The sequence below is a fragment of the Streptomyces sp. NPDC001787 genome, from assembly GCF_040297465.1.
Classification (GTDB): Bacteria; Actinomycetota; Actinomycetes; order Streptomycetales; family Streptomycetaceae; genus Streptomyces.
This window is the reverse complement of the sequence record NZ_JBEOZE010000039.1, coordinates 53,760-75,286: the sequence shown is the minus strand read 5'-3', so window position 1 is coordinate 75,286 and position 21,527 is coordinate 53,760. Positions and strand designations below refer to the sequence as shown.

General features: G+C 66.9%; 13 protein-coding genes and 6 pseudogenes. 7 read left to right on the top strand and 12 right to left on the bottom strand.

Translation table 11 applies throughout. The annotated features are described in order from the left end of the window. Nucleotides 1–20: 20 nt before the first annotated feature. The 3 genes and pseudogenes from ABT170_RS35490 to ABT170_RS40730 all read right to left on the bottom strand — a co-directional run. Nucleotides 21–3,650 (bottom strand): laminin G domain-containing protein, encoded by a 3,630-nt coding sequence (locus tag ABT170_RS35490; RefSeq protein WP_351874414.1) that lies wholly within the window; start codon nucleotides 3,648–3,650, stop codon nucleotides 21–23. Between the two features lie 1,352 nt (nucleotides 3,651–5,002). After that, nucleotides 5,003–5,197, bottom strand: a pseudogene (locus ABT170_RS35485) (IS630 family transposase); the annotation flags it as partial. 3 nt (nucleotides 5,198–5,200) lie between these two features. Further along, nucleotides 5,201–5,414 (bottom strand): annotated as a pseudogene (locus ABT170_RS40730) (transposase); the annotation flags it as partial. A 102-nt stretch (nucleotides 5,415–5,516) separates the two neighbouring features. Here ABT170_RS40730 and ABT170_RS35475 point away from each other — a divergent pair. Beyond that, nucleotides 5,517–6,764, top strand: a complete 1,248-nt coding sequence (locus tag ABT170_RS35475; RefSeq protein ID WP_351874411.1) for a hypothetical protein — start codon at nucleotides 5,517–5,519, stop codon at nucleotides 6,762–6,764. Between the two features lie 282 nt (nucleotides 6,765–7,046). Here ABT170_RS35475 and ABT170_RS35470 read toward each other — a convergent pair. The 6 genes and pseudogenes from ABT170_RS35470 to ABT170_RS35445 form a co-directional block, all read right to left on the bottom strand. Then, a pseudogene (locus tag ABT170_RS35470) lies at nucleotides 7,047–8,171 on the bottom strand (IS701 family transposase); the annotation flags it as partial. Between the two features lie 154 nt (nucleotides 8,172–8,325). Further along, nucleotides 8,326–8,463 (bottom strand): hypothetical protein, encoded by a 138-nt coding sequence (locus ABT170_RS35465; protein ID WP_329940289.1) that lies wholly within the window; start codon nucleotides 8,461–8,463, stop codon nucleotides 8,326–8,328. Nucleotides 8,464–8,597: 134 nt separating this feature from the next. After that, the gene (locus ABT170_RS35460; protein WP_351874409.1) at nucleotides 8,598–9,347 is read right to left on the bottom strand and encodes a hypothetical protein; all 750 of its coding nucleotides are present in this window, start codon (nucleotides 9,345–9,347) and stop codon (nucleotides 8,598–8,600) included. Between the two features lie 80 nt (nucleotides 9,348–9,427). Further along, complete coding sequence (locus ABT170_RS35455) at nucleotides 9,428–9,577, bottom strand: helix-turn-helix domain-containing protein (protein WP_329940281.1); 150 nt, start codon at nucleotides 9,575–9,577, stop codon at nucleotides 9,428–9,430. Between the two features lie 186 nt (nucleotides 9,578–9,763). Continuing rightward, nucleotides 9,764–10,621, bottom strand: a complete 858-nt coding sequence (locus tag ABT170_RS35450) for an acyl-CoA thioester hydrolase/BAAT C-terminal domain-containing protein (RefSeq protein ID WP_351874406.1) — start codon at nucleotides 10,619–10,621, stop codon at nucleotides 9,764–9,766. A 135-nt stretch (nucleotides 10,622–10,756) separates the two neighbouring features. Further along, nucleotides 10,757–10,933: pseudogene (locus ABT170_RS35445) on the bottom strand (ATP-binding protein); the annotation flags it as partial. A gap of 260 nt (nucleotides 10,934–11,193) precedes the next feature. Between ABT170_RS35445 and ABT170_RS35440 the strand changes: the two are divergent. The 4 genes and pseudogenes from ABT170_RS35440 to ABT170_RS35425 all read left to right on the top strand — a co-directional run bounded on the left by ABT170_RS35440 (nucleotide 11,194) and on the right by ABT170_RS35425 (nucleotide 14,262). Further along, entirely contained in the window at nucleotides 11,194–11,604 is a 411-nt protein-coding gene (locus ABT170_RS35440; RefSeq protein ID WP_502970615.1) for an ISL3 family transposase, read from the top strand. Between the two features lie 54 nt (nucleotides 11,605–11,658). Beyond that, the gene (locus tag ABT170_RS35435) at nucleotides 11,659–11,964 is read left to right on the top strand and encodes a DUF4259 domain-containing protein (RefSeq protein WP_351874400.1); all 306 of its coding nucleotides are present in this window, start codon (nucleotides 11,659–11,661) and stop codon (nucleotides 11,962–11,964) included. A gap of 220 nt (nucleotides 11,965–12,184) precedes the next feature. After that, entirely contained in the window at nucleotides 12,185–13,774 is a 1,590-nt protein-coding gene (locus ABT170_RS35430) for an ISL3 family transposase (RefSeq protein WP_351874430.1), read from the top strand. A gap of 57 nt (nucleotides 13,775–13,831) precedes the next feature. Beyond that, nucleotides 13,832–14,262, top strand: a pseudogene (locus tag ABT170_RS35425) (arsenate reductase ArsC). Between the two features lie 169 nt (nucleotides 14,263–14,431). Here the strand turns inward: ABT170_RS35425 and ABT170_RS35420 are convergent. Then, nucleotides 14,432–15,079 (bottom strand): YwqG family protein, encoded by a 648-nt coding sequence (locus tag ABT170_RS35420; RefSeq protein ID WP_329940285.1) that lies wholly within the window; start codon nucleotides 15,077–15,079, stop codon nucleotides 14,432–14,434. 475 nt (nucleotides 15,080–15,554) lie between these two features. Between ABT170_RS35420 and ABT170_RS35415 the strand changes: the two genes are divergently transcribed. Both ABT170_RS35415 and ABT170_RS35410 read left to right on the top strand, forming a co-directional pair. Beyond that, nucleotides 15,555–16,427, top strand: coding sequence for a hypothetical protein (locus tag ABT170_RS35415; RefSeq protein ID WP_329940286.1), 873 nt, complete (start codon nucleotides 15,555–15,557; stop codon nucleotides 16,425–16,427). A gap of 981 nt (nucleotides 16,428–17,408) precedes the next feature. Beyond that, nucleotides 17,409–18,644, top strand: a complete 1,236-nt coding sequence (locus tag ABT170_RS35410; protein WP_329940288.1) for a hypothetical protein — start codon at nucleotides 17,409–17,411, stop codon at nucleotides 18,642–18,644. 524 nt (nucleotides 18,645–19,168) lie between these two features. On the opposite strand, the pseudogene ABT170_RS35405 reads toward ABT170_RS35410, so the two are convergent. Next, nucleotides 19,169–20,189 (bottom strand): annotated as a pseudogene (locus ABT170_RS35405) (IS701 family transposase). 73 nt (nucleotides 20,190–20,262) lie between these two features. Further along, complete coding sequence (locus ABT170_RS35400; protein WP_329940651.1) at nucleotides 20,263–21,291, bottom strand: S66 family peptidase; 1,029 nt, start codon at nucleotides 21,289–21,291, stop codon at nucleotides 20,263–20,265. Nucleotides 21,292–21,527 lie beyond the last annotated feature (236 nt).

The following is a 21,527-nucleotide window of genomic DNA, read 5'->3' as shown; positions in this document are numbered from 1 at the left end:
AGTGCTGGGGCGGTGGTGTGTCAGGTGCCGACGATTTCGCCGACCTGTGTGCCGTCTGTCAGTGCTCCGGACCAGAGCCGGATGTCGGTGAGCCGACCGGGCAGGTAGTTGCCCCAGGCCCCGAGGTATCCCTTGCCGACGGAGAACTCGCCACTGCCGACCTGGGCGGTGTACGGCATGCCGTCGCTGATCTGACGGTCCGTGGTGACGTAGAGCTGGATCGTTCTGTCCTGGGCGTTGTAGACACCGGTAAGGCGGGTCTCGGTGTCCAGGACGGCTTCGTCCTTGCTCTCGACAGATGCTCCGGTGCCGTCCGCGGTGAGGCGGCCGAAGTTCCAGCGGCCCACCGCGACGGGCTTCGTCACGGGGAGACCGTCCCCGTCGACGACCGGGTCGCCGTTCTCGTCGTACTCGGGTTCCTGCCGGCTTCCGGTCTTCTCGAACCACAGGCTCCAGGACGATCCCGTCGCGGTCCGCTGTCCGAGGATCTGCGCCTTGTAGTGGTCCGGCTTCTCCAGGACCTTGGCCCCGTCGACGACCGCCTCTGTCGTCACTGTGAACGAGCCGGAGTCGTCCACCACCGGCCCCGGTGTGGTCGCGGCGCCCGTGGTGCCGTTCAGGACAAGTTCATCACCGGTCAGGGAAGCTCCCGCGGAGAGTGCGAGGGACGGCTTGTAGCCCGAGACCGTGTCACTGAGTGACATGCCCTGAGCACCTGCGGGATTCCATGAGGCGACGAGCTCCGCGGAGGGCTTTCCGTGGGCGTCGATCAGCCGGCTTTCCTGCGCGATCTGTTCCTTGGTCAGCGCGACCTGCCACACCGCCGGCTCGTCGATGACGCCGGGGAAGTAGTCGGTGTGTGTCCCGGACCAGTGGACACGTCCGATCTGGAGCGGCCCGTTCGCGGCCCAGGGTGCGGTGAACGGTGTCGTGCCCTGCAGTTCGCCGTTGACGTAGAGGCTGATGGTGCCGGCCGTCGCGTCGAAGACTCCGGCCAGGTGGGTCCATACCTTTGGCGTGGCAGGGGTTTTGGAGGTCACTCGCTGGTAGGTCCACGGGGTGCCTGCGGGGACGTCGGCGCTGGCCTCGCGGAAGGACCACAGCTTGGTGGTGTACTCGTAGCCGAGCAGGAAGGGGCTGCGGTTGGTGCCGTCCTGGCTCAGGACGGTGGCATTGGCGTTGCGGGTCTCGTCCAGGCGGACCCAGGCGGCGGCTGTGTAGGAGGCCCGGGTGTCGATGACCGGCCCGGTGGTGGTTGCGTAGCCGGTGGTGCCGTCCAGTCGGAGGCCCTTGTCGGTGGTCTTGGCCGCTGGTTCGGTGTCTGTGGCCGGGGTGACGGTGACCTCGCCGCGGCGCCCCTGGTCGGTCCGGGAGGCTCCCCCGGTCAGTGCCGCGTTGTCCTGCAGGCTGGGGTCGGTGGTGGAGGAGTCGATGGCCGGTCCGGTGTCCTCGCTGAAGTTCCAGCGGCCGACCGGTCCTTCGCCTTCCTTGACGACGAAGTCGACCGTGTTGCCGGCGCCGGGGCCGTAGTTGTCCTTCGCTTCGGCTTCCAGGACGATGGTGCCGGACGTGGGCGGTGCCGGGTTGATGTCCACCGTCGCCCCGGGCAGGTAGCTGGACCAGGCCGTGTCCGTGGAGAGCTTGTACCGGTAGGCGGTGTTGACGTCACCGGGCGCGGGGCCGAGGGTGAATGTTCCTGCCTGGCCGGGCTTCCCTCCGGGGACGCAGTCGTTCGCGGTGCACGGTGAGTACGGGTTGCCGGGCTTGAAGGTGATGGTCGGAGGGTTCGGGGCCTGGCTGTCGACCTTGAAGTAGCACCAGCCCGTCGTGGAGCCGTTCGACGGCCCCGCCAGGTGCTCGCTGCCGTAGTACGACCGGGTCCAGGAACGGTAGCGGTAGAGGGTGTTCTGCTCCAGGTCCGCGCTGGGTGACGCGGTGACCTTGACGTTGTCACCCACCGGGCTGGACGGGGCCAGGATGTCACCGATGGCCTTCGTCCATGTGGATCCTGTCTTCTTGTCCAGTGCCATGACGACCCGCAGTGCGGCTCCCGATTCACCGCCCGCTTCGGTCTGCGCGGTTGCGGTCAGGGCCGGGGTGGGGTCGGTGGCGATCGCTGGGGCGGACTCGACGGTCTTGCACACCGGGGTGGTTCCGGTGACGAGACCGATGGCGCTGGGCTTGGCCGGCCTGCCGACGTAGGTGACGCTCAGAACCGCATCGTCGTCGAACCGCTTCCACGCGATGGTGTCCGACTCGTCCTTGGCCATCAGCATCAGCGTCAGGCGGGAGATCTTCCCCTCCGCGAAACTGCGGACGGTGGGTGTCAGGTTCTCGTCCGGTTCCGGCGCGTAGTCGTGGAACTCGATGGGGGCGCGGGGCTGAGCGGGTGTGCAGTTGCTGCCGCGGCCTGCCGACACCTTGCGGTCACCCATCTGGTCCAGCTTCTTCGGGCCCGGCCACTTCGAGGACGAGGAGATGTTGTTCGTCCGCTCAAGATCGACCCAGCGCTCGTCACAGGAGAACGACCAGGTCTCCGTCACCCTGAACGTCGCGTCCAGGACGTGCTTGCCCTTCAGTTTCCCCGGGGCGAACTCGAAGTACATGCGGTTCACATAGCCGTTGCCGCAGTAGTACGAGACCCCGCCGATGACGGCGGAGCCGCACTTGCCGACGCTCATGCCGTTCTCGCCGCCGGAGAAGTTCCAGAACACATCGCCGTCCGAGGACAGCACGGTGCGCTCGTCCTCGTTCAGCTCGACCGACGGATCGATGTAGAGCGGGAAGTCCGCCGCACCGGTTGCCGCCACGAGGTCCGCATCGGGCTTGACCGTCACCGAGTCCTCCGCGACCGCGAGGTCCAGGACCGAGGACTCGTCCCCCGCTCCGGGACCGGCGAGCGGATCACCTTCCTCACGCGGGCCTGCCGGCACCGGTTCGGCGGCACCGGCGTCCGCGGACTCGGCGAGATACAGCGACTGCCGAGCTGTCTGAGGGTTGGTGTTCGCGCCGGCGGAGTTCCACATCTGCGCGGCCGGTGAGCGGAACACGGTCTGACCGTTGCCGTCGAGAGCTTCCACTCCCCCGCCGGCGCCGGCCCGCACCGTGAGGTTCTCGGCTCCCAGCCGGTACTCGATGCTCGCCAGGGCAGGGTTCGCGGCCGCTTCCGGAGTCTTGACCTCCAGCACCTGGCGGAAGCCCTCCACCGTCGCGGTCAGGATCAGATTCACATCCGGCAGCACATCCTCGTAGACGGCACGCTCGCCCTCCAGACGGGGAGCGGGCAGCGTGCCCGGCCAGCCCAAGGACACCGACTGCGTTCCCTCGGCGATCGTGACCAGTCCCGCTCCGCTGCCCCCGGGCGAGAACGACAGATCCACCGCAGCGGCCTTCGGACCGACCGACCCGTCGGATTTCTTCACGAGAGTGGCGTCCGGACTCCTCCACCCGCCGTCCGGCGCGGCGACCCGCACCGGGCTGATCGACTTGTCCAACGTGAAGGTCGTCCCGTCCGGATTCGCGAACACCGTCTCCCGCTCGGTGCGCTGCTCCACAACTTCGACACGTTCACCGGACTCCACCGCTTCGGCGGAGGCCCGGGCCTCCGCCGAGGCGGACTTCGAGGCAACTCCCCGAGCGGCCGCGGGCACTGCCGCGGCCTGCCCTGTCAGGGCGGGAATCCCACCCACGATCGTGGTCGCGACGACCAGCGCGCACACACGGTGACGCGTTCGACGCCACACCCCACCACTCACAGTCCCGCCCCATTGGTCACAAAGCCTTCACGAAAGTCAGCCAAATATCAGGGCGCGCCTCAGGCCAGTCAAGAGTGACCTGAGTCACCATCAGGGAAAGTTGCATCATGAAATCAGAACACCTGAATGAAGAAATCCGACCAATCCACATATCCGAAAACAGACCGCTTGGTCCGAGAAACACGGCAACTCAGGTCCCTGCCAAGCCACTTAGCCGCACACACACGGCTCACCCATCCACGGCAATCCCGCACGCCACGCGAACGACCAGTTACCCAAAGCGAACCAGGCAACAGATCCATGACCACCCCGCCCCGCGCACCAGGCCACCCCCCGCGCCCAGCAAAAGACCCATGCGCAGCAGCCCTCTCAGCATTGCCCGCAGCAGCACACACCGTCACCGGAATCGAGGCAACACGCCCTCGGTGCACTCCCGCTCCCGTACGCGACACTCGGGCAGTCCAGCTCCTCGCGCCGCTCGCCCTCCCACAGTCGTGGAACGACAAACAGCCCAACTCCGCCGACTGGCCGCACCTCACGTCCGCGAGACGGCCGGGCGCCGCGCCCACCGGCGGCCTCCGCACCCGGGCTGGGGCGTGGTGGCCGTCGGCCTGTTCGCTGACCCAGTGCCGGGCGGGACACGAGGCCGGCGGCCGTGACCGAAGCCCGGCCCGGAGGGGGTGCCCCTATGGGTTCGGGCAAGTCTCTGCGGGGCGGTGGAGGCTCGGCGGCGTCAGCCTTCCCTGGTGGTGTCGGCGTCGGCGTATTCGTAGATCCAGCCCGTAGAGGTGTCGGGGGCTCGGACTGCCAGGCAGGTGTGTCTTGCTGCGGGATTCCAGGTCCTGATGCCCGACCGGGGCGGCCTCGGAAGCCGGCGGGCGGCAGCCCTGCCTGGCTGAGCCCGACGACTTTGGTCCGCCCGTTGAAAGGGCCGCCGACGATCTTGATGCCGACGGTGTTGGTGACGATTTCACCCGCGAGCCAGCGACGGATGAGTGCCGGGTGCTCGGAACTCTCGTCCCCCATACCCGAAGCTGACCATGGGCTTGGGCGGAGGGCAAGCAGGTCTCAATTCGCCCGGACGGGCTGGGGTTCGTAGAAGGCTCCGTCGCGGAGCATGGCCAAGAGGACATCGGCCCAACGTCGTACGAGGCCGAGCATGGAACGATGCTGATCGTGGCCGACCAGCCGGCTTCGATCGGTGCCCCACCGCCGACGGCTGCGGGGAACATGGGCTGCCCGGTCGCCTACTGAGGTTGTAGGGGTGGTGTCGTCAGTGTGAGGCCGGTCGCGGTGAGGCATCCGTTGATGATGTCGCTGCGGTACTGGATCTGGCGGAGGCCGTGTCGTAGCCGGCGGATGAGGTGGTCGGGGTCGGTGAAAGCGGTGTTCGTCTGGCTGGTCCGGCGCGGTACCGACCAAATGCCTTCCACCGGGTTGATTTCGTCGATCTGCCACCGCCGGAACACCGCATACGCCGTCACCCAGGGGCCGTATCGCTCGGGCAGGTCCCGCCAAGGCGAGCCGGTCCGGGCGCCCGCCACCAGATCCCGTCGAAGACTGCCGCCGATCCCCCGGAGGTCGGCCCATCTTCGGTATCGGCGGCAACACCGGTTCCAGCCGGACCCACTGTGCACCCGTCAGAACGCCACGAGACATCTGAAGATTCGTTTCACAACCTTGATCAACATCTCGGCTGGCTCGAAGTGATCGGCGGTACGGCACCAGCCAAGGCGAAGTGCTCATCCTCGACACCGAAGGTTGGTATTTTCCCTCGGCATGAAGCGAACGTGGTGGCGCAGGCCGATCACCCTGCTGGTGTGCGTCGGTGCCGTGGTCGCCGCCGGCCTCGGCGGCTGGACCCTATGGGCCGACTGGCAGGACGAGCGGGTCGTCGACGAAGCATGCGCCGGCCTCGTCCCCCAGGAGAAGCTGCGTGGACTCCCCTTGTCCGGCGGGCGGATCAGCAGCAACGGGGAATCCATTGATGTGGACAACATCAGTGGCACCTGCATGCTGGACAGCACTGAGGCCGGTGAGGCGCGCGGCCAGAGCCACCGTGCGTTCTTCTCCGCCGGGGTGAGCACTGCCTCACGGAGCTCCCGGGCCGACGTCGACGACAGCTTCGATCCGCTGATCGACGATCAGCGGCGCTACAACTACCCCGACAGCCCTGTGGGCGGGGGCATCGCGGGCCTGATCAGTGACAGCGGTGTCCAGGTCCGGCTCTCCTGCCCGGACACCAGGACCGGGAACGGCAAACCGGTGGGCACCCTGGTGGCATCCGCCGTTCAGTACGTCGACGGCTACGTTCCGTTGTTCAGCGGTCGTCAGATGGATCAGCGCACCCGCGACAACCTCGCCTCCATCGCTGTGGACGTCGCCAATGCCCTCGCCGCCAAGCTGGGCTGCGCCGAACGTCTGCCCGACCCTCCTGGTCGACTGCCGGGAACCAACGGCAAGCTGAAGGAGGCGGCTGCGGCTCGGGGCAGTTGCTCCTGGTACGGCCGGACCCATCGAGAGGACGTGGCCTGGCTGCCCGACGAGGTGCTGGAGACCCGTGCCGACCCGCTGGCGTGGCAGGAGAAGTGCGGGTTGGCCGTCAGAACCGAGAAGGCCCAGGAACTGTACCGATCCCTTGACAAGAAGCCCGATCACCGCGCGGCGCTCCGCGAAAACTATCCGGACAAACGTGCCGAGTGGTGGGCCTCCACCCAGTCCTTCTTCGGCGAATTCCCGCATGGTGTCGGCCTGCCGATCGGTGGCGGCGACAGCACCCGGGCCAAGCCGGGCACCGCCGGCCGCGTGGAAGAAGGCACCGCCTGGTGGGCCACTTCAGTCTGCGACGGCAAGCCCGCCGTGCACACCCTCACCTTGGGATACGGCTATGGCAAGGTCGCAGCCCACCTTATGGAGCCCGTCTTCCGTGCCTATGTGAAGGACGTGACCGAGCGTCGTGGGTGTATGAACCTGAAGTTCCCTCGATCCTCGGACTTCACCGCTCGCTAGTACTGCAGCCGGACTTTGGTGTATGCCCTGGTCAGTGGCTTGGGTGCGGGGATTGTAGTGGGGCGGTATCGAGTGCGGGGCGGGTTCGCCCGGCCTGTCCCGCGAAGGAGTGACCGCGCCGTGTGTAGTGACAGCGGCGGGCCCGGGCCTGGTGTCGGCGGCGCCATCTCGACCACTTAGTTGTGTAGTTGTCCTGTCGAGCAGGACGCGGGTGGGTAGTTGCCAGTAGACGGCGGATCTCGGCCGGGGTGAGGTCCACGAGGTCGGGCGTGTCGTGATCAGCTCCCCCTTTTGCCGTTCCTGGGCGGCTGTAACGGCCAAGAACGCGTGGGCGAGCATGGCGAGGGTGATGTGCCGGTGCCAGCCGACGTAGCGGCGGACTTCGTACTGGTCCAGGCCGCATTCGTTCTTCGCGCTCTGGAAGCACTCCTCGATCTTCCAGCGGCATCCGGCGATCCGCACGAGATCGGCGACGGTGGCGTCCAAGGGGGCGGATGCGAGGAAGTAGGCGAGCTCGCCGGGCTTGGTGATGCTGCGGCGGGCGAGCATCCAGCGTTGCCGGGTCGGCTCGTCGCCGTCGAACTCCCAGACCGCCGGCAGGCGGGCGGCAGCCCAGTCGTAAAGCCGCAGTCCTTTGGCGCCGTCGCCGCAGGAGAGCCGCTGCCATGCCTCGTCCGGGGCCTGGCCGATGAGGTGCTCGATGCGCGGGCCGTGGACCTGCTGGGACTTCGGCACGACCACGACGTAGGACAGGCCGGCGTCTTCAAGGAAACGTCGGAATCGGGAGTCCTGCCCGTAAGCGGCATCCGCCGAGACTCAGGCGACGGGCAGTGGCGAGGCAAGGGCCCGCAGAACCATCGTGCGGGCCAGTTCGTTCTTGGTCGCGAATCGGCGGTGCTGGGGGATGCGGGCGGCGCGGCAGCGTTCGGGATCGTCGGTCCAGGCCTTGGGCAGGTAGAGCTCGCGGTCGACCAGCGCGTGACCGCGGGTGGTGGCGTAGGCGGCGAAGACACCGATCTGGCAGTTCTCGGTGCGGCCGGCGGTGCCGGAGTACTGCCGTTGCACCCCGGCTGAGGTGGTGCCCTTCTTGACGAAGCCGGTGTCATCGATGATCAGGATGCCGTCGTCGGCGCCGAGGTGTTCGGCGACGTAACCCTGCAGGTCGTCGCGTATCTCGTCGGCCTCCCAGCGGCTCTTCGCCAGGAGGTGCTGCAGCCCGTGAGGGGTGGAGTGCCCGGCGAATTCGGCCAGTTGCCAGGAGTTTTTGCGCCCCACGGGTCCGAGCAGACCCCGCACGTAGTCCCGCATCCGGCGTCTGGGCTCGACGCGGGGAAAGCGGTGCCCGATCCGCAAGAAGAGTTCTTCCAGCCCTTTTTCCCATACGGAGGCAGGTGCGTCACCAATCACATGCAATGGCTGTCCCGCCGCTGTCACTACACACGGCGCGGTCACTCCTTCGCGGGACAGGCCGGGCGAACCCGCCCCGCACTCGATACCGCCCCACTACAATCCCCGCACCCAAGCCACTGACCAGGGCATACACCAAAGTCCGGCTGGAGTACTAGTAGTCGAGATTGATGCGAAGCCCCAGCAGTCTTCCGAGCGCAAAATCGACCTGTGCCATGTCCGTACCCGTCAGGTGGTCAACCGGATCCGCGGAAACATACTGCCTGTCGACCGTGCGGATCTGGTCGGTCAGAACGGAATCCCTCTTCTCCGCTCAGAGCTGACACCGCCAGGCAGCACGAAGGACTGGACCCCACCGATGGCTGGCTCTGCGCATAAGAAGCGGTTCTGGCTCAGCTTTTGTTTGCGCCGTGAGGCGCCGTTGGTTCAGTGCTGGAGAGCGCAGTCATCCGCTGCCAGGTGCAGGTGCCGAAGGGTTTCCAGTTCGGTGGTGGGGAAGGCGTGCAACTGCCACTTCTGGAGGTAGCCGTCCTCGCCGTGGGTTCGCCGAACCTTCTCGGCAGCCATCAGGACCGCATGTGCCAGGGAGGTGCGAGGACGTGTGGACGTCCACACTAGGGTGCCTTTCCCGTCCGGTGCATCGAAGCTGGTCGACATGTCCGGGAAGCGACGGATCGTGATGTGTACGTCGCTGTTTCGGCGACGAAGAATCCACCGTGCCTCTGCCGGTTCGAGGTCGAACGAGAACCGCTGGATGCCATGGAGGCCGTAGACGCCCGTCACGCCTTTCAACAAGTCGGCGAGCGCGTTTGTGCAGTAGCTGACGCTGTCCCGGTGCTTCGTCGAGCCGTCCCAGATCCTGCACGTCGCCCAGCCGGAGCCGCTCAGTTCCCAGCTGAAGTGCAAGGACCTCGTCACTGAATCCCCCTGATCGTTTACGGACAACGCTACAGCGGTGCTGAAGACGTGGGGCGGCCGGGTACACCACTCATCCGTGCGTGACCAGTCGGCCTTCGCGGCTTCCGTGTGTAGTTCGGTTTCGCCGCTTTCGGGCATGTCGAACCAGTGGTCCGCAGTGTTCACGTTGCGGAAGCGCGCAACGATGGTGGTCCCCTGCGACACAGTCTGCTGGACCAGTGCGTCAGTTACTCTGCGGAACCCAACGGGCTCGATCACGACCTGCTGTCGCAGTGCTCTCGCTTCGCATGGGGCGGGCCCTGGCCGCGACTTGGCAGGGAGGCAATCCGGACCCGCGATCACACGCTACCGACGACACCGTCCCGGTTTTTTCGGACACTCCGCGGGCTGAACGAGGGCGGTCGCCCCGAGCGCCTGCGGTCGGACAGGGCGGGCAGCCCGCCGGCGGCGAACCGGCCCCGCCAGGTGCGCACGGTGTCGACGTGCATTCGCGTCTGCGCGTGGCTTCGTTCACTTTCAGCAGCGTTTGTTCAGCCGTTTGGGCAGCGAGTCGCGCGGGGTCTTATGAACGTTCACGAGAAGTAACGTCAGCCCATGTGACGGCCCGCCCCGTTAGGCCGGTGGGCCGTCGAGCGGGGACCGCCCGGTGTCAGATCGTCCAAGAAGCCCGTCTGTCAGCCTCCGCTGCCGAGCGCGTCGAGGATGTGTGGCCAGGCAGCGGCGCCCAGGAGTGTGTCAGCGTCGGGTGTGCCTCCGTACTGGAAGTGCGGGGAGGCCGATGCCCGGGTCTCTCCTGGAAGACGTGGTCGGTGGCCAGCATCCTGGCGGGTGATCAGACGCACCTGAGCCCCGGCCGAGCGTCGGCGTTGTGCCAGCTGCTCGGCGAAGGGCAGGGACGGCCACATCGCGTCGTCGCCACCCGCGACGAGCAGGAGATCAGCACGGGCCTTCTCCACCGGTATCTCCGCTGGGGGAACCAAATGGCTGAAGGTCTTCTCGCTCAGTTCGTACCACTCCCGGATGGCGACCGGACCGCTTGTTGGTTGTGTGGCCGTCCAGGAATCGTCCATCGGCACGAATGGAAGGGGCTGCTCCCGCCACGTCCAGGACGATCGATATGGCAGCCGTTCGCCGTCGCGGCCTGACCCGACGTTGGACCAGACGCGCGAGGTCGGCGACAGCGCCATCACCACGTCCACGCGCGGGTCGTGCACTGCGGTGAGCAGTGCTGCTTCAGCCCCTTTGGAGACGCCGAGGATGCCGATGCGGCGGACCCCGCTCGCGTGGAGAAGATCGACGGCGGCGACGAAGGTTTCCAAGGGGACTTCGCAGATTCCCGGAGACTGTCCGGGACCGCCGAACCAGCGGATCGCCAAGGTCGCAATTCCCTGCTCGGCGAGGATGCGCGCTCTCTCACGGTCGATGCGTCCACTGGAGCCCGTCAGGACCAGAACGCCGACGTCAGCGCCGGCCGCGGGAGTGATCAGAACACCTTCCCACGGGTTGGTCAGCTCGCGCTCTGTCAGTTCCACGTGCTCTCCCCGCGGTCCGCCTGCAGCTGCTTGGCTTGCTGGGGCAGCCTATTCGGCCTTGATGCCCGCACGGGTGAAAGGGAAAGCCGCCCTGACCAGCTATCCATGAAGCGAACAGGGTCCCTTCACCGTCTCTTAGCTGGCCTGTGCGGGGGCTTCGGCTCGCGCTCGGGTGTTCGCGAGGCAGAATGAGTCGGTGCCGGTTTCGATGATGGTGCCATTGAGGCGGTCGACGATGGCCGCGCAGAGGCGTGGATCGGTCAAAGTCTTGGTCCAGTCTCCGAAGGACTCGTTGGAGGCGATGGCGGTGGCCAGGCCAGCGACCACATGCTCGTGGGCGAGGTGCCGGTTGCGCAGCAGAACCTCGATCAACGCCCTGAAGCCCGGAAGACCTCTTCCAAGGCCAGTGGCAGAACCGCAGGACGAAGCTCGACGACTTCAAGCCGTACCTGCACGAGCGATGGGCCGAGGACTGCACGAACGCCTGGACTCTCTGGAAGGAGATCCAGAGCCACGGATACGCCGGCGGGTACGGGGCGGTCCGTGCGTACCTTCGTCCCTTTCGGGACGCAGTGCCAGAGGGTCGGCCGCCATCGCCCAGGACCGTTTCCAGCTGGATCCTCACCCACCCCGACGTGCTTCCGGAGAAGGAGCGACTGAAGCTGAAGTCCGTCCTGGCCGGCTGCCCCGAGCTGGACACCCTCGCCGGGCACATCCGCTCCTTCGGGCAGATGCTCAGCCAGCTCCAGGGAGAACGGCTCCCCGAGTGGATAGCGGCGGTCCGGGCCGACGACCTGCCCAGCATGCACACCTTCATCAACGGCCTCGAACGTGACCTCGCGGCCGTCACAGCCGGCCTGACCCTGCCCTGGAGCTCGGGCGTCGTGGAAGGCCACGTCAATCGCATCAAGATGATCAAGCGGCAGATGTACGGACGCGCTGGCTTCAAGCTCCTGCGCAAGCGGGTGCTGCTTGCTTCGTGACCTCGTTGTCGGTGGCCAGTGCGGCGATCCCCGGACGGCCACGCAAGGAGAGATATGGGCACCTGGGATACCGGCCCCTTCGACAACGACACCGCCGCCGACTTCGGGGGTGATCTGGACGAAGCAGCGCGGGAAGAACGCGAACCAATGATCCGCGGCGTGCTCGTACGCGCCGCCAGCCCCGATGACTTCCTCGGTATCTACGACGGCGAGCGGGCAGTAGCCGCAGCTGCCCTGGTCGTCGCCCAGCATCCTGGCGGCGAGCCAGCATGTTTGAACTATGGCCCATCAGAGCCACTACCGGAGTTGCCGGCAGACCTTCGCATGCTCGCCGTCGACGCCCTGGACCAACCGGTCTGAACTCGCCGAGCAGTGGGCCGAAGCTGCGAACTGGTCGCAGTGGCGCCAGGAGATCACCCGCCTACGCGACCTCCTCGACCCTCCGATCCCGCCACAAGAGGAAGCCCTCTTCGAGATCTAATCGGTTACCCAACGTCACAGACCACAGAACTTGGCTCTGTCGCTAATTTGGGGGTCCTTGGGCATCTATCAGGTGTGATGGGTGGGGTTCAGATCGCGGATGTTCTGCTGCCGGATTGTTGGGGTGCGGGTCGAGCATGTGGGGCTCACGGACGCGGAGCTCCGGCTCGCTGTGCGGTCACGGGCCGTGTCGGTCGAGTGCCCTGGATGCGGGCAGGGATCTTCAAGAGTGCACTGCTACTACCAGCGGATTCTGGCGGATCGTCCGGTCGCAGGCCGCCGGGTACGACTTGAACTGCGAGCTCGCCGGCTTGTGTGCAGGAACGAGGGATGCGTTCGTCGGACGTTCGCCGAGCAGATACCGGCCCTGACGCGTCGGTATGCACGGCGCACGGATGTTCTCACCGCCCAGCTCACGGACGTGGCCCTGTTCCTGGACGGCCGGGCAGGAACACGCCTGTCCGGCCGTCTGGCTGTCACCACCCGCAAGGACACTCTCCTCCGACTGATCCGTGCCCTGCCGCTCCCACCTCCCGCCGCAGTCCCGGTTCTCGGTGTCGACGAGTTCGCCGTGCGGCGTGGACGGACCTACGCGACGATCCTCATCGATATGTCCTCCCACCGGCCCGTCGATGTCCTTCCCGACCGGGCCGCGGGCACCTTCGCATCCTGGCTGCGGAACCACCCTGAGGTGCGGACAGTATGCCGCGACCGTGAAGGCTCCTTCCGCGACGGAGCCCAAGCGGGCGCCCCACAGGCCCAGCAGGAGGCCGATTCCTGGCACCTGCTGCACAACCTGGCCGAAGCGGTCGAGCGCGTCCTGGGACGACACCGCGCCGAACCCCGAGAACGACTCGCTTCCCACGACGACCAGGAAGAAGACGGCCGGCCTCAGAAAGAGCCAGGCCGCACGGAGCTGGACGTCCATGGACGACCTCGGCCTCTGGTCGCCCGCACCCGTGACCGCTACCAACAGATCCACGAACGCATCGCACGTGGTGACAGCCTTCGCGCCATCGCGCGCGACCTCCAGCTCAGCCGCGGCACGGTCAACCGCTTCGCAAACGCCGCCGACGCCGAAGAGCTCCTCGGCGCGGCCACTCACCGTCCCACACTCGTCGACGACTACCGCTTCTACCTGCACCAACGCTGGACAGAAGGCTGCATCAACGCCTCCGCACTCACCCGGGAGATCCAACAACTCGGCTACTGCGGCGACGTCAACACCGTCCGCCGGCACCTGGAGCCCTACCGCAACGGCACGATCCCCACGACCGCTCCGTTGCCCCACATGACCGTCCGCCGGGTCACCGACTGGATCATGCGACGCCCAGAGTGCCTCACCGACACCGAGCGCAAATGCCTCGACGAGCTGTCCGATCGAAGTACCGCGCTGGCCACAACCGTCCAGTACGCCCGCCGCCTGGCTCTCTTGGTGCGCGAACGACGCAATGAGCACCCGGCCCTGGACGTCAGGATCGCCGACGTCCGCCTCGACGGCCGACAGGAACTCCGCACCCTGGCCAACGGCACAGGGCGTGACCACGCAGCCGTCCAGGCCGCCCTGGCCACCACCTGCACCTCGGGTCCAGTCGACGGCGACGTCACCAGAATCAAGCTGTTGAAGAGGCAGATGTACGGGCGAGCCAGCTTCGACCTGCTACGACGGCGCATCCTGCTGTCAGCATGATCAACCGGGCTCCACCCCCAAATTAGCGACAGAGCCCACAACCTGAGCCAGAACCGTGTGACGTCGACAAAGCCATCCGACAGGCCCTCTGTCCTGTTCGTCTGCGTCCACAACGCAGGCCGCTCCCCAGGTGGCCGCCGCATGGCTGACCCACCTGGCCGGAGACAGCGTCGAAGTCCGCTCCGCCTGCTCCAACCCGGGCACCGCCGTGAACCCTGCCGCCGTCGAGGCCATGGCCGAGGTCGGGATCGACATCTCCGCCCGGACCCCGAAGATCCTCACCACCGACGCGGTCAAGGAGTCGGACGTCTGCATCACCACGGGCTGCGGTGACACCTGCCCCGTCTTCCCCGGCAAGCGCTACCTCGACTGGAAGCTCGAAGACCCGGCCGGCCAGGGCGTCGAAGCCGTACGCCCCATCCGCGACGAGATCAAGACCCTGGTCCGAGGACCTGATCAAGGAGATCGCCCCGGAGAAGACCGCGTGAGCGAGATACACGAGGTCGTCATCATCGGCTCCGGCTCCGCCGGTTACACCACCGCCCCCTACACCGTCCGCGCCCAGTTGAATCCCCTGCTGTTCGGCAGCAGAACTCTCGTCGGCGGCTCGCAAGCCCGGTCTGCCCAAGGAGGACGAGCTCTCCGGGCACGGGGCCCTCAGTCGGTGAGGAAGGATCCCTTGCGGCAGGTGCGGCAGACGAAGACGTAGCCCAGCTGGCCGCCGAGGTTCATCGAGGCCTCCCGGGCTATCCCCTCCTCCAGGTGCGCCGCGAACTCCATGGTGGCGGCGCAGGAGGGACACGCGGGCAGTCGGTCGTCCTCAAGGTAGGAGGGACTGCCTCCGAGCGACCCGAGCACTTCCCACTGCTTCCCGAATCGCTCTGCGGGTTCGCGTCTCCATCCTTGGCGGGCGATGTCGTAGGCGCCGAGCTCGATGTCGTCGTCATCGTCTACCTCCTCCGGGTCGAGCGTCACGACGTGGGTGCGGATGGCCGAGGTGGCGGGCAGCAGCGTCAGTCCCGCCTCGGGCACGGCTACCGGCCGCAGTTCCTCCCGGGGAAACAGGTAGACCCGGTTCGCGCTGGAGCTCGCGTCCCAGAACTCACACGCGCCGGGGTCGTTCTGGCACAGGAACACCGACAAAACGCCGTCCTCGATGGGGAGATGGGCGAAGAACTGAAGCGGACCCCCGCAGCCGCACAGGGGCCAGTCGAATCCGACAGGAGCCAGCGGAACTCCCCCGGTACGCGGGGCGTCGGAATCGGCCGGTGCGGGGCCGTCATAGATCATCAATGTCGTCTTCATGGCGAGAGGCTACTGGCCGCTCAAGCTCCGTGCGCGCGGGAACCTCGCCGAACCTCCCGTAGGCAGCGGCATTTATCTGCATACGGTCCTGAGGTGACAGCGACATACGGCACACGCCGCCCGAGACGGCATCGGCGCCTGGGGCCGTATGTTCCCTGGTCTGATCACATGCTCAGCCGAAGGCCGCCTGTGTATGCCGCAGTTACCGATCCGAGTGATCACGTACGACGCACCGTTCGGATCCCGAGGTTAAAGATCAAGTCAGCGGCCCGATCTCCTCGGCGGCCGGCGCATGCAGGCCCGGGCCCGGGCTTTCAGGCGGGCGGCCTTTGGGCTGTCAGACGCTGCGGCAAGGTACGCGGACGGAGCCGTGCACCTGATGCTGACACGGTGGTGGTCTTCGCGCGGGAAGGGCGGGGCCGCGGCTGATCCCGTCGTACGCCGGTTGTCGGAGGCTACTGGCAGTATCGCCGCCGTGAACCTCATCCGTACCACCCCACCGCGGCCGTTCGACGTGGCTGCGGTCTTCCCTCGACTGGCCCCGCTGGCACGCACGACGACCCGGCTGCATCCCCGCCCCGGTTCTCCGTCGCCGTACGACAGTTCGGTCGGCGGGCCGCTGCTGTGGCCCGCCGGGCAGCCATGGCTGTACTGCGACAAGTGGCACGAGGGTCCGGTCTCCCCCCTTCTGCCAGTGGCGCAACTGTACGTGCGCGACGTGCCCCTGCTGCGGCCGCCCGGACGGACCGATCTGCTCCAGGTGCTGTGGTGTCCCTCCGAGCACCCGCCGGAGCACAAGCCTACGACCGAGCTGTTCTGGCGAACCGCCGCCGACGTCACCCATGTCCTCGCCTCGCCGCCCGAACCGGCCGAGGCGCAGTACGGCTACACGCCGGAGCCGTGCGTGATCGCACCGGAGCACGTCACCGAGTACCCCAACTATCTCGCGTTGGACCAGGAGTTGCGGCAGCAGCTGAGCGACTGGAGCGCGTGGCACGCGGCCGGCGTCGAGATAGATGATTCCTATGAGGAACCGGATGAGTTCTACTCCGCCGAGTTGTCCGAAGCTCCCGGATGGAAGGTCGGTGGCTGGCCGCCGTGGGGACTCACCGATCCCATCGCCCGGTTCTGCATCAACTGTGGCGCCTCGATGAGCCCGTTGCTGACCATCGCCTCGGCTGAATGCCGTGACTACAGAAGGGGTTGGGTCCCGTACGAAGACCAGGCCATCGCCGTGATCGACAACGACAACGTGTCGAACCCGCCCGGTATCCAGGTCTCCGACGCCAATAATCTGCAGATCTACTCCTGCTCGAAGTGCTATACGCACACCGACCTGATCCAATAGACCATTGCTGGAGTCCCCGCGACGGCTGGGGCGTGCGGCTCTTCCAACAGCCCGGAGACATCGTTTGAACACGGCTCCGGCCAGGATCGGTGGTCCAGGTGCCGCGCCGGGGTCACGGCTGCCTCATCGTGCGGGCTGCGTGGGCCAGTCAGCTTCCGTCGGCTGTGCCCGTCGGGCAGGCCCGTCCGTGCCACGCGGTAGCACAAGAACTTCGGTGACCGTTCCGCCCATCGGGCCGGACGCCGGGCAGCCCGGCAGCCGCCGCTGACAGTCGGGTCCGGTCGTGTCTCCTGCGGAAGCGGGAGCGCCAGGTTCGGACGGCCTCTCCTTCTGCTCGGGCAGGGCCTGACCTGCTCCTGGTGCCGGTGCTCGTGCTCGTGCTCGTGCTCGTGCTCGTGCTCGTGCTCGTGCTCGTGCTCGTGCGGCCAGGCTTGCTGTACGCCGGTGACGTACCGCCGGTCGCAGTCCTCGCACAGAGACGGGCGGGGCTCTTGGGTGGGACCCAGCCGACGCGCTCGATCGCTCTCCACCGTTCGTCGGTGAACTCGGCACCGCACTCGGTGCAGACGGAGCGGTGAGACGAGCGCTGGAAGTTGCACTGCTCTGCCCCGCGGCCCACCGGCTCCTGGTGCTTCTCCGTACCGGCCGCCTGGCTGACGGCGGTGTCGGCTCTCCGCCTGGAGTCGTCGCACAGATACGGTGGGTGTCCTTCGGGGTGCCCCAGTCCGTGGCCCGTACCGCTTCCCAGCGTTCGTCGGTGAGGCTCGCCGCGCAGCCGGTGCAGGCGGGGCGGCGGACCTCACGCTCGGCTGCGGCGGCCGCGCGACCCCCATGCCCCTCCATGAATTCGTGGCCAGTTCCGACCTCACGCCACCACCCCTGTGGCGCTACATTCACCCCCGACCGGAGACATACACGACCAGGGGGAAGTAGGCAACGATGCGCCCTGTAGGACCCGTCAGCCGCGTCGGCAGATCACTCATGGCGGTGACCGCTACGGCGGCCGCCGTAGCGGTCACCGCCATGGGCCTTGCCGCCTCACCGGCTGCCGCAGCACCCACCAACGCGACGGCGCCCCGGCCCGGCGATACCTGCACGGCGGCCGACCTCGGCACACGCCACCCGTACATCAAGACCACCGAAGTGTCCCCGACGATCACCCACTTCAAGGGCTGGTACGTCACCGAGGGCACGACCGGCAACCACACCGTCACCACCAGCACCGAGACAACCATCACGGTCTCCGTCGGCCTCAACGGCAAGGTCGAGGGCACTTTCCCCGTCGAGACCCTCACATCCGCCGGCGCGAGCCTGGGCCTGGACGTGAAGGTCGAATACTCCTCCACCAGCAGCGAGTCGAACTCGGTCGTGTGGAACTTCAACCAGCCCGGGTACTACGGCGTCTACAAGGGCACGAAGAAGGTCACCGGTACCTACGCAAGCCTCAACTGCAACCGCTCCCTGCAGGGCGACGGAAGCTGGGCGTTGAAGTGGACCGAGGGGCCCGGCAGCGGCAGCTTCACCACCTACACCACCCTTGAGGAAGGCGCGGTGCGCTGCCAGGACACGGTGCCCGCGGGCAGCATCATGGCCAAGGCACAGGGTCTCCTCGACTGCGGCCAGGCCACCGCGAAGGCCGAGCACCCGGCGGGCGCGGTGGCACCGACAGCGGAGCAGCAGCGGAACCGCCTCGCGCAGCGCCCGGCTCTCACCAGCGGCATGTCAGCCGCACAGCCCACAACCACCGGGCGTAGCGCGCGGGCCGCTCTCGACTGCCAGACCCAGGTCTACAAGGTTGCCGTTCCCGGCAAGCCCCTGTCCTGGGGCGCGCCGCTCCTGGCAAGTGACGGTGTCCGCCTACGGCCCTCGACGATCTTCAGCGCCCACCTGGACAACTGGCGGCTGTGCAACGTGACGGAGAACAACGGGGTCCTTGAGGCAACCCTGTGGAACTGGGGCAATGGCGGGTGCGCGACCATCGCCGAGCAGAACGCGGCCACCGAACGGGCTGCCCTGATGACGGCCACCTGCACGGAGGACGACCTCCAGCGGTTCTACATCTACCGCGACGTACCCGGCAGCTCGAAGATCGGTGTGCAGAACAAGTACACCGGATCGATGATGGGCCACGACCGGTACGCGGACGGGGAGTTCGTCCGCCAGTACTCCGGCGGCAGGCAGGACGGTACGGGTACGTACACCCTGGTCGGAGTCTGACGGCGCGCACTCCGTGAGCGGCCCCGCACGTGAACCCCCGGCCTACAGGTTCCGTGCGCGGCCCTCCGCGTCCCTGCTCCGAGCCCGGCCTTGGGACCGGTAGAGCAGCCGACACCTCGTTGCCCGACGGTCGCACTTGCTCAATGAACGCCGGGCAGCGCGAGCATGCCACTGTCATCGGCCATAATCAGGCACCAAAGGAGTGTCCCGCAGTTCGTGGTGGATCAGTGCGCGGCGTCGGATGCGGTGCATCGCAAGGCGGAGGGACGTTCGCATACTGGATGTCTGTGGACGTTCCGGCAACGCCACGAGGTGCCGTAGCTGTCGTCGCGCACCCGCCAGGAATCGTGGGACAGCCCTTAGTACTGCAACGGTGTTTGTGGTGATGGGTGGCCAGTTCCATGGGCTGTGTCCGCGTCGTTTGTAGTGACTGACGCGCGCTTGGTGTTGTCGTCGTCAGCGCCAGTGTGACCAGTGCAGGATGTGATTGATTGGGGTGGGAGCGCGGTCGTTGAGGCGGGTGATCAGGCGTCTGATTTCGGCGAGGCTGAGGTGGATGATCTGGGAGGATCCGTTTCTGCTTTGTCTGTGTCCAGTGCCCGGGCTCGCAGGACGGTCAGGCAGGCGTGGGCCGCCATGGCGAGGGTGATGTGGCGGTGCCAGCCGGGACAGCGGCGGACTTGGTAGTCGCCCAGGCCGCACTCCTGCTTCGCGCTCTGGAAGCATTCCTCGACAGCCCAGCGGCTGCCGGCGATGTGGATCAGCTGATCGAGCGTGGTGTCCGCGGGGCAATAGGCAATGCCGTAGGAAATCTCGTCGGGGCGGCCGACGCCGCGGCGGGCGGTCACCCAGTGACGGCGGTCCTCCCGGTGCCAGGGCCTTAACCTCGACACGTGCCCAGTCAAAGACCCGTGGCCCGTGGGCACCCCTCCCGCAGGAGCGTCGCTTCCACTTCTGCCGGGGCAGAGCAGGAAAGAGGTCGTGGACAGGGTGGTCGAGGGCCCAGCGGGTCACCACGGTGTCATGCCGGGTGGTGGCCATGACATGGAAGACATCTGCCTGTTCCAGCTCGTGCCGCCAGCCCCTGCTGAAGCCATAGGCGGCGTCCGCGGTTACCCAGCGGAACGGGATCCGGTCTGCGATCGCCCGGCGGACCATCTCCTTGGCCATGACCACCTTCGTCGCGAAGGCGGTCTCATCAGTGATGCCGGCCCGACGGCAGCGTTCGCGGTCGTCCGTCCAGGACGTGGGCAGATACAGCCGGCGGTCGATCAACGTCCGACCGCGCCCGGCGGCGTATGCGAGGAGGACACCGACCTGGCAGTTCTCCGTCCGGCCCGCGGTGCCCGAGTACTGGCGCCGGACACCCGCCGACCGGGTTCCCTTCTTCAGGCCGTTCTTCCGCTCCAGCGGAGCGAGCAGCCCCCGCATATAGGCCAGTGCCGACTCCCGCGGCTCTGATCTGGCAATCCGGTGCACGAACCGCTCGTGCACCGCAATCAGTTCGCCCGCCCACACCCGCGCATCAGCAAGGTCCCCACCCACAACAACACCAACGAGCAACCTGCCCAACCGTCACGCAAAGCACCGTTGCAATACTAAGGGCTGACATGAGGCATCAGTCCAGTGTCTGGATCAGTTCGCTGCGAGTTGAGGTGTGTACGACCCGGCCGCGTGCTCCGTTGACGATTGGCAGGTACGGCGGGACGTGGCCGCATTCAACATCAGCGATGATCGGAACGTTCAGGGGGCCGAGTGCGTCGAGCACGGCTTGGTGCTGAGTGAGCGAGTCGGCGCCGGATGCCCACGTCCGGCCGACAAGGACCGCGTTCGCCGTGTCGAAGAATCCGGCCAGCCTCATCCCATGCAAGTTCCTGCAGATGGCGAAGGCATCGTCGCCTCCTGCCTCGACGTACACGAGGAGACCTTCCGGAGACTCGGCCTGCGCAAAGGCTGAGACATCGAGGTAGGCAGTTCCCGTGAGGTTGCACAGCATCTCGATACAGCCCCCGATCAGACGCCCCTCGACTTCCACATCCCCCTCGCCGTCCAGCCGGGTCCACCTGCCGGGCGTATCAAGCGTGTACTCGCGCACCTCCGGGTGAGCACGGTAGTCGTCCCAGCCCGTGGCCCGGTAACGGTTCGGCGGGGTCTGCGTGTACCGATGCCCCTGCGGGGCAGCGGCAATATCGAGCCATGACAACAGTCCTTCCGGCACCCGGTAAGGCGTGTCCATGAGGTTGTTGCCGTGCACTGTCGCCATCCCGGCGAGAAGGGTCAGCGGCGTGATAATGGTTGATATGTCAGAGAACCCGACAAGCCAAGTCGGCTCGGCATCACGCAGCAGGTCCCAGTCCAGCAGCGGCAGCAGGTCGATCGCCGTCTCCCCACCCCACGGCGGCACCACGGCTCTGATGTCGGGATCCGTCAACATCGACATCAGCTCTCTCGCGCGATCGGCCGCAGGGGCGCTGACATGGCCGGCACCGTCCATGCAGCGGCCAACAACCACCTCGTATCCCCGGGCCTCCACATCGTGAATCGCCACGTCAAGGCGTCTGCGTAGCTCTTTCGGGACCCCACTCGAAGGAGAAGTGACGCCGATGCGACTACCAGGACGCAGGGGGCGCGGATATCGAATTGACATGCGCGGAAGTCTGACACGACACCAGAGCAGGGCGATATCGAATTTGCATGCCGCGAAGAGCAGATTCGGCGGGCAGCGTTCGGAAACACGCACTTACCTTGTCCTTAATCCACCAGAACCTACCTGGCTTGCAGATGGCCTTGAGAGTCTCAGGTCGTTTGACGGTTTTGCCGACTTCGTGGCGAGGTGCCCGGTGTTTGTTCTTGGCGCCGGGTGGCCGTCCGGGGCCAGCGCCC

Coding starts and splice junctions, on each gene's coding strand:
- ABT170_RS35455 (WP_329940281.1), bottom strand. CDS start 9,577: ATGCACGTCGACACCGTGCGCACCTGGCGGGGCCGGTTCGCCGCCGGC.
- ABT170_RS35435 (WP_351874400.1), top strand. CDS start 11,659: ATGGGCACCTGGGATACCGGCCCCTTCGACAACGACACCGCCGCCGAC.
- ABT170_RS35430 (WP_351874430.1), top strand. CDS start 12,185: ATGTTCTGCTGCCGGATTGTTGGGGTGCGGGTCGAGCATGTGGGGCTC.
- ABT170_RS35420 (WP_329940285.1), bottom strand. CDS start 15,079: ATGAAGACGACATTGATGATCTATGACGGCCCCGCACCGGCCGATTCC.
- ABT170_RS35410 (WP_329940288.1), top strand. CDS start 17,409: ATGGCGGTGACCGCTACGGCGGCCGCCGTAGCGGTCACCGCCATGGGC.
- ABT170_RS35400 (WP_329940651.1), bottom strand. CDS start 21,291: ATGTCAATTCGATATCCGCGCCCCCTGCGTCCTGGTAGTCGCATCGGC.